The organism is Vibrio sp. EJY3, from assembly GCF_000241385.1.
Taxonomy (GTDB): Bacteria; Pseudomonadota; Gammaproteobacteria; order Enterobacterales; family Vibrionaceae; genus Vibrio; species Vibrio natriegens.
Genome location: NC_016613.1, coordinates 653,156 through 667,553, shown reverse-complemented (window position 1 = coordinate 667,553; position 14,398 = coordinate 653,156). Strand labels below are relative to the sequence as shown.

The window sequence follows — 14,398 nt, the reverse complement described above, 5'->3', positions numbered from 1 at the left end:
AAGGTGGCTAACAGATTGATAGCCACCTTTTTCAAAAGAAATAATTTCGACGGACACCTTATTACTCCTTAGAAAAGGAGTAATGAATAGAAGAAACACACCAAACCGCTTTGATTAAAGATCAAGTGGATAACTGGACGTTACAATCTTTAGGGATGATTATGAAAATATTAAATAAGTCGCTAATTGCAATGGGTATTTGTTTATCTTTTAGCGCGCATGCAGCCGATGACCGTTATATCATTCAAGTTGATAGCGCAAATAAAGGCGTTGTTAAAAACCTGGCCAAAAAACTGGGTGCAGATATCAATGTCGAAGGTGAAGAGTTTTTTGCCGCGACCTTCACTGGCAAAGACTTAGAAACCGTTAAAGGGCTTCTTAACAACCCACATATCCAACTTATCGAAGAAGACGCAAAGCGTAAACTGCTTAGCTACAGCGATGACATCGGTGACGCACGTGAAACTCAGTTAACTCCATATGCTGTATATCAGTCTCAAGCTGATCAACTCACTTTACAGCCTAATGACTTCATTAAAGTTTGTGTTATTGACTCTGGCTTAGACCGTTCAAACAATGACTTTGAGTGGACAAATATTACTGGTGACAACGACTCTGGCACTGGTAACTGGGATGAAAACGGCGGTCCACACGGCACGCACGTAGCTGGTACTATTGGTGCGGCAGACAACGGCTTTGGTATTATTGGTATGGCACCAGGCGTACCAATGCATATCGTTAAAGTCTTTAACTCTGATGGTTGGGGATACTCTTCAGATCTGGCGTACGCCGCAGAAAAATGTGCGGATGCTGGTTCGAATATCATCAACATGAGTTTGGGTGGCGGTGCGCCAACAACGGCAGAAGAGAATGCGTTCAAAGCCTTCACTAACGACGGCGGTTTAGTCCTCGCAGCAGCAGGTAACTCTGGTAATGATGTTCTTTCATTCCCGGCAGGATACCAGTCAGTCATGATGGTCGGTGCAAACGACAATAACGATCAAATCGCGGCATTTTCTCAGTTCCCTGAATGTACCATCGTGTACAACGGCAAGAAAGGCAAAAACAGCCAGGAAATCATTGATTCTACCTGTGTTGAAGTCACAGCAGGCGGCGTGAACACACTTTCAACTTACCCGGCAAACATGGCCTCTACGTCAGTCTTAGCGGCGGGTGAGCAAATCATTGCTTCCTCTAGTTTTACCTTTTCAGGTCAGGGTGATGTTTCAGGTGAAGTTCACTACATGGGGTTAGGCAACGCGGTTGATACCAACGCTAACGGCAAGATTTGTTTGATGGACCGTGGTGAAATCACCTTTGATGAAAAAGTACTTAACTGTGAAAACTCAGGTGGTATTGGTGCCGTTGTCGTAAACAATGTTGATGGCATGCTTAATGGTACATTGGGTGAGGCAACCACGACCTCTATTCCAGCTGTGGGTACCGACCTAAAAGATCGCGCTCTATTGCATGCATCTTCGACTATTGGTGTTGAGGTTAGCACTTCTGATTACGGCTTTATGAGCGGTACGTCAATGGCGACACCTGGCGTAGCGGGTATGGCTGCGTTACTATGGTCAAATCATCAGGAATGTACTGGTACTCAAATCCGTGATGCACTAAAACAAACTGCATTTGATGCAGGTGCGTCAGGCCGAGATAACTACTTCGGTTATGGCATTGTGAAAGTTGCTGATGCTAACGAATACTTGTTAGCGAATGGCTGTGATCAACAGGCAGCAGCGTACATTGAACTGGCTACGTCAACTTACACTGCAAAACAGGGTCAGAAAGTTAACCTAGAATGGTCAAACGCTACAGCACGTAAAGTAGACGTTTACCGCAACGGTGTGATTGTATCTACAACTGGTAATGATGGTTCATTTACAGATACATTAACAAGTGACGCCTTCGGCATGTACACATATAAAGTATGTGACCAATCAAGCGGTAACTGTTCAAATCCGTCAAGTGTCTCATTTGAGTAAAGATACCTGAGCGTCAGGCAATGACGCTCACTTCTATTTTCATTTGATAGTTACCCCGGCTATCACAATCCGCTCCAATTATTTAGCCCACATAAACTAAAGACCACCCTAGGGTGGTCTTTTTATTTGTTCATTGTCTTACATCCGGATTTTATAATTAAGCCCAGACAATTAGAGGCTAGGATAAAAGATTAATTACCAGAATGGCGCATTCGTGCTTCTCGTGGAGTCTGATTAAAGACTTGCTTGAATTTAGTCGAGAAGTAATTACTGTCCTGATACCCAACCCCAAAAGCAATATCTGTAATAGATTGATCAGTGTATAGAATATCTGAAAACGCCTTGCTGGTTCGCGTATAATGTAAGTACTGATTAAAGTTCATCCCAGTCAGTTTTTTTATACTATTTGTTAATTGACGCGATGAAAGCTTAACGGCATCCGCTACTTCTTCTATTTCATTCACTCCAGCGTAATGCTGTTGAATATGGGACAAAGCATAAATCACTTTATCATTGTTATTTAACAGATCGACGTCTTTTATTTTTCCTCGCCAAAGCTCAACAATAATCTGCTGGAAAATGAATTGAGCAATCATTCTCGACTCTTCACTATTAATATGAGACTCAATATGCAAGCGGTCTATTAACTGACTTACTTGTTGTGCCGTCTTTTGATTAATAAACCAGCCCGTTTCTTTATCTGATTCGCTAGGCATAAATCGCTTAAGCTCCGAGCATACTTGAAGTTTTTCCTTTTCAAACAGGATATTACTCAAATAAAGATCATCGACTGAATCAAATAAGTGACGGTCTTCTTTCTTAACAAAGCAGACGTAATTTTTGCTCAGATTCATAGGCACATCATTCATGACATGTGTACCACAACCCTCTGAAACAATAATGATTTCTTCAAAGGAGTGCGCATGCTCAGGATAAGGTTCCTGAGGAGCTCTAAGCTCGGTAGTGACCGGACTATTTGAGTTCATAAAGAACTCTCTCGATTTAAGATAGATCATTTTACACCTCTTTATTCTACGGGCTAAATGTAGAGGCTTAGACTTCTGTTTACCTAGTCGAATATCTCACTTTTGCTCACTCTTTTATTGATATTTTCAAAAGTGTGAAGGCAAAGTTGCTCACCTTAAAAAACTCACCAAAATACCCTCTTATCTATGTTAATTCTCCAAGGTTAAAATTTGCCAGGTTTGTAAGCTGACCTTAATCCTTCTGATGACAAACATTACGAACGTCAGCATTTCAGAGGGAAACGTAAAATAAAAGTTTAAACAATAAATATAAAGACATAAGAAACAAAAGCTTACGAATAGCAAGGAGACAATCATGTCTGAAACTATTACCTCTACACAAACACAAGAAACAGAAGCTGCCTTAAATGAATATGAACAAGAGCGAGTGCCCAAACATAAACTGCTTGGTTGGCGGCACTTTCTCGGCTCTTATTCCGGCGAACACGTAGCGGGTACCGAATTTGTTATCGGTGCCGCTTTTGTCGCATGGGGAGCAAGTACCTTTGATATCCTGATGGGCCTGCTGGTTGGTAACCTAATGGCAGTACTTACCTGGGCATTGATCACCGCGCCTATAGCAACCCAATCTCGATTAACAGTTTACGAATATCTGCGCAGAGTGGCTGGCCCTGGATTTAACAAAGTCTACAACGTGGTCAACGCCGTGTTGTTCTGTGCATTAGGCGGTGCAATGATTACCGTATCAGCTTCTGCAGTACGTATTTTATTTGATATTCCAGCGCAAACTCACTGGTATCCAAATAGTGCTGCGTTTATTGCAGTTGCACTCGCTGTGGGTGCCATCGTTGTCGCCATTGCGGTACTGGGTTTTCAAAAATGTGCTCAGTTCGCAACGGTTTGTTCACCTTGGCTGCTGATTATCTTTGTGACTGGTGGCATGGTCGCCCTTCCAGCACTGAGCAACGTTGGCAATGGTGAAACCTTTACTGGGTTTGGTCAGTTCCTTTCTCTGGCGGATCAATACATCTGGACAGGACAAACACCAGATGGCTCACCATCAATGACGTTCTGGCAGATCGCAGCTTTCGCTTGGGTATGTAACCTAGCAATGCACGGTTCTCTGGGTGATATGGCGCTGCTACGTTTTGCGAAAAGCGCAAAATACGGTTACTTCTCAGCATTTGGTATGTTCTTCGGCCACTACATTGCATGGATTTGTGCTGGTGTAATGGGCGCAGGTGCCATGCTACTAATGCAAACCAGCATGTCTAACCTAGACGCAGGCGGTATCGCGTACGCTGTGCTTGGTTCAACGGGTATTATTGCTGTAATCATCGCAGGCTGGACAACCTCAAACCCAACTATCTATCGCGCAGGTTTGGCGATCCAAAGTATCTTCCCAAATAAATCACGTGCATACATCACGACTATCGTTGGTGTGGTTACTGCGGTTATTGCTTGTTTCCCATTTGTATTTACTCGCCTATTAGACTTTGTAGGTTACATGGGCCTATTGCTTGCACCAGTTGGCGCGATCATCGTTTCGGAGCATTGGGTATTTAAGAAAATTGGTCTGACGCCACTATGGTCAAAATACCAAGGTAACGACCTAAACAAAGCCGCTCTTATCACTTGGGCAATTGGCGTCGTCTTCGCCGTGACTTGTGAACAGTTAGGCTTCTTGCACCTGTTCTTCCTATTCGTCCCAACTTACCTGCTATCTATGGCGATCTACATCATGCTAGCAAAATCAATGGGCGCAGGCGATGACTACACTCAGCAGGAAGCGGAGTACCAAGAAGAGCTAAAACAGCGTGAAACGTACCATGCGGAGCTAGCGAAACGCGAAGAAGCACAGCAAACAGAAGCGAAACCAGCCAGTATGCTGGAGAAGGTATCTGGCGCAGTTGCCCTGGCTTCCTTGGCTGCCATCGTGATTTCGGCACTGAACGTGTGGGGAGCTGGCGCTGACTATCAAGTCGCCTTCGAATCCTTTAAATCTTTCGCGATTTATCCGACCATCATTTACTTTATCACCGCAACCACCTGGATCACGCTACGTGATAAAGCATAGGAGACTCAGCTAGTGGAAAATCTGATTCGAAAAGCCTTTGTCATGCAGTTAAATGAAGGCTGTAAGGCGGAATACAAAAAGAGACATGACGAGATCTGGCCAGAGTTGGTGGATGTATTAAAAAGTCACGGTGGCCACAATTACTCCATCTTTCTTCATGAAGACACCAACCAGCTGTTTGGCTATGTCGAAATCGAGAACGAGGAACGCTGGCAGCAAGTTGCCGAAACGGAAGCCTGTCAGAAATGGTGGTCCTTCATGCAGGACATTATGGCAACCAACCCGGACAACTCTCCTCAATCGATTGAGTTAGATTCCGTTTTCTATCTTGCTTGAGACACACTCTAATAACCAAGCCCCGCAATTCGCGGGGCTTATTATTTTTAGCCAGCCAAATGTTACGCCCTCCCCGTTATTTCAAACAGTAAATAGCTTGAATAAATAAGAAAAACCACACCTTTTACACGCCTACTCCACTTCACTTAAACCCAGGTTTTATCTGGCCTCACGCACGAGTTGTCAAAAGTTTGAATTACCGCAAGAGCTTCTTGAGAAAAACGCATCGAATACGTTTTTTCAGGGGGATTTTTGAAGTTATTTAGTGCGGAAAAACGGTGTAATACCTCTAAAGAACAAGAGGTGTTAATCATGATGAAGGCTGTGATTGCAATAGACCTTGGGGCGTCAAGTGGACGTGTCATGGTCGGTTATCTGAACAACGGAAAAATCGAACTCGAAGAGTTTCACCGTTTTCAAAACCAGCAAGTGATGCATGGTAATGAGTCGTGCTGGGATCTCTACTCAATCTTGGAAGAGATTAAAGTAGGCATCAATAAAGTACTCGCGACGGGTGTAGAAATAACTTCTCTGGGCATTGATACCTGGGGCGTAGATTTTGTCTTGCTGGACAAGTTTGGCCGCCACCTTGGCGAGTTCGTCAGCTACCGTGATGCACGAACTGAAGGTACGTTAGAGAAACTACTTGAAGACAGTCAACTTACCCGTGAGCAAATCTATCAGCAAACTGGGATTCAGTTTTTACCGTTCAACACACTTTACCAGTTAAAAGCGATTGCTGACCAGCAACCGGAATGGTTCTCAGAAATCGATACGTTGCTATTTATTCCAGATTACCTGAACTACAAGCTCAGTGGCGTTAAGCATTGTGAGTATACCAATGCGTCCACCAGCCAATTGCTGGAATGCAAAGATAAGATCTGGAACAAGCCATTACTGGATGCTTGTGGCGCGAAGATGGAATGGTTCCTGCCACCTAAAATGCCTAACCGCATTATTGGCCAATACCATGTAGGCGACGTACAAATCCCTGTGTGTTCTGTAGCAAGTCACGACACTGCTTCAGCGGTGGCAGCGACGCCAATCGCACATGAAACCATGGCTTACCTGAGCTCAGGTACTTGGTCACTGGTGGGTATTGAAAGCTTCGAACCGTACACAGGTGAGCTTGCTTATCAATACAACCTGACTAATGAAGGTGGTGTCGACGGTCGTTATCGCGTGCTGAAAAACATCATGGGTTTATGGCTGATTCAGCGTATTAAAGCAGAAAACCCATCACTGACTTTCCCTGATATTGCCAGTCTTGCACGTCAAGCCGAGCCCTTTAAGTACATCGTGAACCCAAATGACAACGATTTCTTAAACCCGTCATCCATGACGCAAGCGATTAAAAACTGGTTTAAAAAACGTGACCTTGAAGCGCCAGAAACGTTATCCGAAGTCATTCGCTGTATCTACGACAGCTTAGTACTGGCGTACGACAGGGTACTGACTGAGCTATCAGAAGTCACCGGCAAACCAATTACTGAATTACGCATCGTCGGTGGCGGTACACAAGACCAGTTCCTTAACCAACTTTGTGCGGATGTGTGTCAAATCAAGGTTTCGACCGAACCGACAGAAGCCTCCGCACTGGGCAACGTGATTAACCAATTTATCGCGTCCGACATTATTACCTCACTGGAAGAAGGCCGCCAAATTATCGATGCCTCTTCTGATGTGAAGAACTTTACTGCAAACCCTATTGAGGGATTGGAACAAATCAAATCCCAATTCCAACAAATTACTAAATAAGGTACCTGACCATGAGCAAAGAGCAGATCATTTCAGCTTACGAGCAAGCAAAAGCGGTTTTCGAAAAGTACGGTGTGGATACAGACAAAGCACTAGAACTCCTTAACCAAACGCCAATCTCTATGCACTGCTGGCAAGGCGACGATGTACGTGGTTTTGAATCTCCAGATACGGCATTAAGTGGCGGTATCCAAGCAACAGGTAACTACCCTGGCGCGGCAAAAACGCCTGCACAACTGCGTGCAGATATGGAAAAAGCCTTCTCGCTAATTCCAGGCAAAAAACGTGTCAACCTGCACGCTATCTACATCGACGCTGATGAATACGTAGAACGTGATCAAATCAAACCTGAACACTTTGCACGTTGGGTTGAGTGGGCAAAAGAGAAAGATCTGGGCCTGGACTTTAACCCGACTTTGTTCTCTCACCCGAAAGCAGATGATGGCCTGACGCTGTCTCACCCAGATGAAGAGATCCGTCAGTTCTGGATCGACCACGTAAAGGCGAGCCGCAAAATTTCTGAATACTTCGGTCGTGAGCTTGGCTCGGCTTCATTCATGAACATCTGGATCCCAGACGGCATGAAAGATCAGCCAGTTGACCGCCTGTCTCCACGTGCTCGTCTACAAGACTCTCTGGATAAAGCACTGGCTGAGAAAATCGACACGGCATTCCACAAAGACGCGGTAGAAAGCAAACTGTTCGGCATAGGCGCAGAAGCGTATACGGTTGGTAGCAACGAGTTCTACTTAGCATACGCAGCAACTCGCGGTACGGCTCTATGTCTGGATGCGGGCCACTTCCACCCAACAGAAGTCATCAGTGACAAAATCAGCGCATGTTCACTGTATGTAAACGACCTGCAACTGCACGTAACGCGTCCGGTACGCTGGGACTCAGACCACGTAGTTTCTTTCGACGACGAAACTCAGGCAATCATGCGTGAAATCGTACGTAACAACCTGCTCGACCGCGTCGCTATCGGCCTGGACTTCTTTGATGCATCAATCAACCGCGTCGCTGCTTGGGTTATCGGCACCCGTAACGCGCAAAAAGCTTTGCTAAAAGCCCTGCTAGAACCAGTAGCGCAATTAAAAGCGGCAGAAGAGTCATTCGACTACACCACTCGTTTGGGTCTAATCGAAGAAACACACTCTCTACCATGGGCAGCAGTATGGAACTACCACTGCCTACAAAACGAAGTCCCTGTTGGCTTTGATTGGATCAACGACGTGAAAGACTACGAAACAACCATTCTGGAAACACGTTAATTCAAATCGCTCAACAACAAACAAGTCAGATTCACTATCTGGCTTGTTTGGTTAACTAGATATAAAAGGCTAATACTATGATTCAATTAAACGATGCAGTAATGCTCGAAATCGAGAAAGTCAGCGAAGTTTCTCAATACCTTTGGCAACGTGAATGGGCAGAGCGCAACGGTGGTAATATCTCTGTTGATGTGACTGATCTGTTCGATGAAATTCCACAAGTTGACGTGCAAGAAAAAGCACTGCCACTGCAATTGCCAATCGAAAGTGCGAACCGCATTTACTACGTAAAAGGTACCGGTCAGCGTATTCGTGAATTACGTGATCCTGCCTACGCGGGTTGTGTGCTTAAAATCAACTCAGCAGCTAACGGCTACCAAATTCTTTGGGGTGGTAAAGCGAGTGAGGATTTCGCACCGACCTCTGAGTTCATCAGCCACATCAAGATTTTGGTTGATAAAATCAAAGCAGGCTCTGACCACAGATCGGTGGTTCACACTCACCCACTAGAGCTGATCGCTTTATCTCATCACCCAGATATCTCTAAAAGCAGCGAACTGTTCACGCATACCTGCTGGAAAATGCTGCCTGAAGTACGCGCATTCGTACCTCGTGGTATTGGTATGATTCCGTACTGCCTGCCTTCTTCAGAAGAGATGGCAGATGGCACAACCGCGTCACTGCAAGAACATGATGTCGCTATCTGGGAAAAACACGGTGCGACCGCTTCTGGAGCAGATGTACTGCAAGCATTTGATTACATTGATGTAGCAAACAAAGGTGCCAAGCTGTACCTGATGTGTACCTCAGCAGGTTATGAGCCAGAAGGTGTCACTAAAGAAAACATGGAAATCCTGAAGCAAGAATTCAACCTATAAGGTGTAAAGGTTGGCTCTTGGTGATGTAAGGGGCACAGAGAGCAAACCATCAACATCCGTTGAAGCGTAGGGGGCAAGGTCTGGTATTTATCCAGACCTTTGCTTTTTTAGCCTCCCCATTATTTACCTCTACTGCCACTCCAATGTCTGATTCAGTTACTTTGCTTCAACTGACAAATCCTCTACTCTGTGAATAGTCACCTCTCAATGGACCTGAAGGCATGTTAAAAGGCAGTGAGTACCCTTCCATCCGAGCATTAAGAGCTTTTATTGCCGTCGCTAACCACCTGAGCTTTTCCAAAGCCGCAGATGAACTGTGTTTGACGCAAGGTGCGGTAAGCAAACAAATCGCCTCGTTAGAGCAGCTGGTGGGATTACCATTGATTAAACGTGGTCTGAGTGGCGTGGAGCTCACCGCTGAAGGTAAACGGTACTTACCACAGATAACGGAAGCGCTGGAGATCATTCAGCATGCCACTGCGAGCCTTATTCAGTTCAATACGGAACAGGAGCTGTTGACGGTTGATGTTACGCCTTCTTTTGCCAGTTTGTGGCTCGTGCCCAACATTGACGACTTCCACCAGCAACATCCGAATATAAGAGTCAAAATTCGCACGGGTGACGGTGCTATCGCGAACATCAATAATGACAGCGATCTCAACGTAAGGTGCCTACCGCTTTCAACACACTATGACTACAGCTACTTATTGTGTGAAGAAACCTTACTGCTGGTTGGCAGTACCAACATGCCACCGTTGCCAAGCCAACAAGCGGTAAGTGATTATCCGTTTATCCCCCAAACCACTCGCCCTCAGCTTTGGGAACAGTTCAAGATTGAACACGCACTAGAAAACCCGATTACCTATCACTCGGTCGGATTTGAGCATTTCTATTTAGCTTGTGAAGCCGTAAGGATGGAAAAAGGTCTGGCACTGTTGCCTGATTTTATGGCGCAATTTTCTATTCAGCGCGGCGACATTCAGCATATCCAGAACATGACCCTGCAAAGCGGGTACGGCTATTATGTGGTCATTCCAAGTTACCGCTTAAACACCAAAAAAGTGTCGTTATTCTACGAATGGCTAAAAAGTAAATTGATGCACAACGCCTAAAAGCGAAGGCAACGATTACATAACCTTAACCGTGGTCGGGTGTATGTATGGTTAAAAATATGGCATTCTCATCCATACTGTTTGAAAAGGATAAATGGAAAGTAGTATATGGACAGCAACACGCCGAAACTCTCTTTACGCACCATTGAGCCTACGGACTACCCAGAGCTCGCAGAATTGATGGATCTGGTATTTCCGGATGTTGGAGGCTCATGGCCGCGCCTGACCATCATGGATCTTATTCATCAGTTCCCTGACGGGCAAATTTGTATTGAAGATAACGGTAAGATTGTCGGTGCTGCGCTGACGATGAAAGTCGATTACAATCGAATCTCACTCCCTCACCTTTACAGTGACATCATCACTGAAAACAACGTCATTCAAAACAAAGTCACTGGCGATGCCATGTACGGGCTTGATGTATTTGTCCATCCAGATTATCGCGGATTGCGCTTAGGTCGTCGTCTGTATGATGCGCGTAAAGAGTTATGTCGCAGTAAAAACTTTAAAGCGATATTAGCCGGTGGGCGTATCCCCAATTACCATAAATACGCGGATGAACTCAGCGTTGCCGAGTACATCGATAAAGTTAAGCGACGTGAACTTCACGACCCGATTCTGTCATTCCAACTGGCCAACGATTTTGATGTAAAGCGTATTATGCGTGGTTATCTGCCTGAGGACGATGCGTCCATGGGCTACGCAACGCTACTTGAATGGGACAACTTTTTCTACGAAGAGGATATTCAGTCTGTCCACGATGTCGAAAAAACACTGATTCGTATTGGTGTGGTCCAATGGCAAATGCGCGCAATGAACGATTTGGAAGATTTGTTGGATCAAGCGGAATTCTTCATCTCTTCTTTGGCGAATTACAAAGCTGACTTTGCGCTCTTCCCGGAGTTCTTTAACGCTCCACTGATGGGACTACAAAAAGATCAAAACTCCGTCGAGGCAATCCGTTTTCTCGCCAGCTTCACAGAAGAAATTAAAAATCGCTTCTCACAAATGGCGGTCACCTACAACATCAACATCATTGCGGGAAGCATGCCGGTAATTGAAGAGGACGGAAAACTCTACAATGTCGCCTACCTGCTCCAGCGCGACGGCGAGATCAACGCCCAGTACAAAATTCACATCACACCCCACGAGCAAAAAGACTGGGTCATCGACGGTGGTGACAATGTTCAGGTATTTGAAACCGATGCAGGTAAAGTCGGCATTCTGATTTGCTACGACAGCGAGTTCCCTGAATTAGGTCGAATGCTGGCCGAGCAAGGCGCTCAAATCGTATTTGTTCCATTTTGGACGGATACCAAAAACGGCTATCAGCGCGTACGAATTTGTTCTCAGTCTCGTGCGATCGAAAACGAGTGTTATGTGGCGATTGGCGGCAGTGTAGGTAATTTGCCTCGCGTCGACAACGTGGATATTCAATACGCCCAGTCAGCCGTATTTTCACCTTCTGACATTTACTTCCCACACGATGCAACGTTGACAGAAGCAAGCGCGAATACCGAAATGATCATTTTCGCGGATGTAGACTTAACTAAGCTGAAGCAACTCAATACGGAAGGCTCGGTGACGAACTTACGTCATCGCCGACTGGATTTGTACGGTGGTTTTACCAAAGCAAAAGATCAATAACAAACTTACGCCAGCTTCTTTTATTTAAAGCGGCTGGCGAATATTCTGTGCAAACTTTATCGGCCTGTCTTCGAGACGCGATGCCAACACACTATGACAACCAGACGCTAAGGCTTCGCGGCCTTTGTCTTTATTCCGAGACAGTACGGGAAAGCTTTTGGAACAGATTAACGAACTACTCATCTCTATGAAGCCCCTGCTTGAGCAGTATGGTTACTTAGCGCTTTCTGTCAGTATTTTCCTTGAAGGTATCGGAATTCCTATGCCCGGTCAGTCGCTCATGGTCGCGGCTTCTATTCTCTCTTCAGAACAAGTGATGAACCTCACTTTAGTGATGGCGGTATCCTGGCTGAGCTGCTTTATCGGTAATACCTGCGGTTACTTAATTGGCTACTACTTTGAAGGCTGGTTAGATGAAAAAGGTTATATCTCTGGACCAAAAATGCAGAAACTTCAGGGAGCGATACTAAAATACGGGCCTGCTTGCCTGGTCGTCAGCCGATTTATTGAAGGTATGAAGCAGTTTATGCCGTTGGCTTGTGGTATCGCCAAAATGCCCCGTAAAGAGTTCTTGCTTGGCAATGCCCTCGCAGCCACCATTTGGGTCATGGTATTTAGCTTGCTTGCGCACTTTGCGTTTGAGCACATGAGTTCACTCAGCCATCTTTACACTCAATACAAGTACTTTGTCTGGGTAATTACCGCCGCCTTATTTGTATGGATGGTACTCTGGATTATCAAACGAAAAAAATCAAAAACTGCTGAATAATTAGACTTAAAATTAAAACGAATAGTATCAATAAGATAAAATCAAAATCTTTATGTTCTATTCTCTCTGAGCACACATTTACCCAGCCATTTAGACGTCTAGACGTTGACTTCTCTTGTATGTGAGATTAGTCTTCACGCCTTTCTCGTTTTAAGATTTGTCGTTTACATGTCCGGTTCTCAGCACACTACTAAAGCAGTTGCACCTTCTGCGGTCGCACTCATTCCACTTCTTGTCTTTCTTGCTCTATTTATTGGTGTAGGTACCTACCTATCGCTACAAGGCGTAGAATTTGCGTTCTACCAACTACCAGCGCCAATCGCTGTGTTGCCAGCGATCATCATCGCCTTTTTGTTGAGTAAAGATAAGCTCAATCGCTCTATCGAACACTTTATGCGTGGCGTAGGTCACCAAGACATCATTGCTATGTGCATGATCTACCTGCTTGCGGGCGCATTTGCGGCGGTAGCTAAAGCTTCTGGTGGTGTTGATGCAACAGTGAACCTGGGCTTGTCAGCGATTCCGACCAGCATGATCTTGCCGGGTCTGTTCCTAATCTCGGCATTCATTGCGACGTCAATGGGTACTTCGATGGGTACCATTGCGGCAGTGGCTCCGGTTGCGTTAGGTATTGCGGAATCGGCGGGAATGAGCTTGCCATTAACGGCAGGTGTCGTACTCAGTGGCGCCATGTTTGGTGACAACTTGTCGATCATCTCTGATACCACCATTGCAGCAACGCGCTCTCAAGGCTGTGAAATGAAAGACAAGTTCAGAGAGAACATCCGTATTGCCCTGCCTGCGGCACTGGTTGCGATTGCGATTTTTGCTTACAACAGCACAGCAACACAAGTACCAGAAGCGGGACCAGTTGAGTGGCTGAAAGTGCTGCCATACGTCACTATTTTGGTGCTAGCGGTTTCCGGTCTGAATGTATTTGTGGTTCTGACTATCGGCATTTTACTGGCGGGGGGTGTTGGTCTTATCTCTATCGATGGTTATGGCCTGACGAATATGGCGCAAGATGTATACACTGGCTTCGGCAATATGCAGGAGATCTTCCTGTTGTCGATGCTTATTGGTGGCCTGAGTGAACTGATGCGTCGCCAAGGCGGTCTTGCATTCTTGACTAACTTAGTAAGCGGCATGATCAAGACTTTTGGTTCAAGCCACTCTAAGCATGCAAACAGCCGTGCAAGTGAACTGGGTATCGCCGGGCTGGTTTCTCTGGTTAACGGTTGTACTGCGAACAACACGGTTGCGATTATTGTATCGGGTAGCGTTGCGCGTCAGTTAGCCGAAGAGAACAATGTCTCTCCTCGCCGCTCAGCAAGCTTGTTGGATATTTTCTCGTGTGTTGTGCAAGGTGTCTTACCTTACGGTGCGCAGGTGCTGCTGCTAGGCTCAGTATTTAATTTGTCACCGCTGGAAGTGGTAGCGAATTCTTACTACTGTTTTGCACTGGCCATTGCCGCTATTGCTGCAGTATTTGTTAAGCACAAAGCTCGACAGCCAGAAGCGCAAACCGAACAATAACGACAAATTCAGAAGAGGCTCCAACAGGAGCCTTTTTTCA

11 protein-coding genes are annotated in these 14,398 nt (G+C 45.6%); 10 read left to right on the top strand and 1 reads right to left on the bottom strand.

The window, feature by feature from the left end; all coding sequences use genetic code 11:
• Positions 1-161 precede the first annotated feature (161 nt).
• The gene (locus tag VEJY3_RS03005) at positions 162-1,988 is read left to right on the top strand and encodes a S8 family serine peptidase (RefSeq protein ID WP_193387276.1); all 1,827 of its coding nucleotides are present in this window, start codon (positions 162-164) and stop codon (positions 1,986-1,988) included.
• 191 nt (positions 1,989-2,179) lie between these two features.
• Here VEJY3_RS03005 and VEJY3_RS03000 read toward each other — a convergent pair whose 3' ends face one another.
• Positions 2,180-2,974: a helix-turn-helix domain-containing protein gene (locus VEJY3_RS03000; protein WP_049794657.1), complete on the bottom strand. Its 795-nt coding sequence runs from the start codon at positions 2,972-2,974 to the stop codon at positions 2,180-2,182.
• A 355-nt stretch (positions 2,975-3,329) separates the two neighbouring features.
• Between VEJY3_RS03000 and VEJY3_RS02995 the strand changes: the two genes are divergently transcribed.
• The 9 genes from VEJY3_RS02995 (at position 3,330) to VEJY3_RS02955 (ending at position 14,358) form a co-directional block, all read left to right on the top strand.
• Positions 3,330-5,051, top strand: coding sequence for a cytosine permease (locus VEJY3_RS02995; RefSeq protein ID WP_014230969.1), 1,722 nt, complete (start codon positions 3,330-3,332; stop codon positions 5,049-5,051).
• A 12-nt stretch (positions 5,052-5,063) separates the two neighbouring features.
• Positions 5,064-5,387 (top strand): L-rhamnose mutarotase, encoded by a 324-nt coding sequence (gene rhaM / locus VEJY3_RS02990; protein ID WP_014230968.1) that lies wholly within the window; start codon positions 5,064-5,066, stop codon positions 5,385-5,387.
• 312 nt (positions 5,388-5,699) lie between these two features.
• The gene (gene rhaB, locus VEJY3_RS02985) at positions 5,700-7,145 is read left to right on the top strand and encodes a rhamnulokinase (protein WP_014230967.1); all 1,446 of its coding nucleotides are present in this window, start codon (positions 5,700-5,702) and stop codon (positions 7,143-7,145) included.
• 11 nt (positions 7,146-7,156) lie between these two features.
• Entirely contained in the window at positions 7,157-8,416 is a 1,260-nt protein-coding gene (locus VEJY3_RS02980; protein ID WP_014230966.1) for an L-rhamnose isomerase, read from the top strand.
• 77 nt (positions 8,417-8,493) lie between these two features.
• Complete coding sequence (rhaD, locus tag VEJY3_RS02975; RefSeq protein WP_014230965.1) at positions 8,494-9,294, top strand: rhamnulose-1-phosphate aldolase; 801 nt, start codon at positions 8,494-8,496, stop codon at positions 9,292-9,294.
• A gap of 221 nt (positions 9,295-9,515) precedes the next feature.
• Positions 9,516-10,406, top strand: coding sequence for a LysR family transcriptional regulator (locus tag VEJY3_RS02970; protein ID WP_014230964.1), 891 nt, complete (start codon positions 9,516-9,518; stop codon positions 10,404-10,406).
• Positions 10,407-10,514: 108 nt separating this feature from the next.
• Complete coding sequence (locus VEJY3_RS02965; RefSeq protein ID WP_014230963.1) at positions 10,515-12,053, top strand: bifunctional GNAT family N-acetyltransferase/carbon-nitrogen hydrolase family protein; 1,539 nt, start codon at positions 10,515-10,517, stop codon at positions 12,051-12,053.
• Between the two features lie 181 nt (positions 12,054-12,234).
• Positions 12,235-12,822 carry a DedA family protein gene (locus VEJY3_RS02960; protein WP_031779197.1) on the top strand — a complete coding sequence of 196 codons (588 nt, stop codon included), beginning with the start codon at positions 12,235-12,237 and terminating at the stop codon, positions 12,820-12,822.
• A gap of 168 nt (positions 12,823-12,990) precedes the next feature.
• Positions 12,991-14,358: a Na+/H+ antiporter NhaC family protein gene (locus VEJY3_RS02955; protein WP_014230961.1), complete on the top strand. Its 1,368-nt coding sequence runs from the start codon at positions 12,991-12,993 to the stop codon at positions 14,356-14,358.
• Positions 14,359-14,398: the final 40 nt, after the last annotated feature.

Excerpts from the sequence above, each read along its gene's own strand:
- VEJY3_RS03005 (WP_193387276.1), top strand. The coding sequence starts at position 162 with ATGAAAATATTAAATAAGTCGCTAATTGCAATGGGTATTTGTTTATCT.
- VEJY3_RS03000 (WP_049794657.1), bottom strand. The coding sequence starts at position 2,974 with ATGAACTCAAATAGTCCGGTCACTACCGAGCTTAGAGCTCCTCAGGAA.
- VEJY3_RS02995 (WP_014230969.1), top strand. The coding sequence starts at position 3,330 with ATGTCTGAAACTATTACCTCTACACAAACACAAGAAACAGAAGCTGCC.
- rhaB (WP_014230967.1), top strand. The coding sequence starts at position 5,700 with ATGATGAAGGCTGTGATTGCAATAGACCTTGGGGCGTCAAGTGGACGT.
- VEJY3_RS02980 (WP_014230966.1), top strand. The coding sequence starts at position 7,157 with ATGAGCAAAGAGCAGATCATTTCAGCTTACGAGCAAGCAAAAGCGGTT.
- rhaD (WP_014230965.1), top strand. The coding sequence starts at position 8,494 with ATGATTCAATTAAACGATGCAGTAATGCTCGAAATCGAGAAAGTCAGC.
- VEJY3_RS02970 (WP_014230964.1), top strand. The coding sequence starts at position 9,516 with ATGTTAAAAGGCAGTGAGTACCCTTCCATCCGAGCATTAAGAGCTTTT.
- VEJY3_RS02965 (WP_014230963.1), top strand. The coding sequence starts at position 10,515 with ATGGACAGCAACACGCCGAAACTCTCTTTACGCACCATTGAGCCTACG.
- VEJY3_RS02955 (WP_014230961.1), top strand. The coding sequence starts at position 12,991 with ATGTCCGGTTCTCAGCACACTACTAAAGCAGTTGCACCTTCTGCGGTC.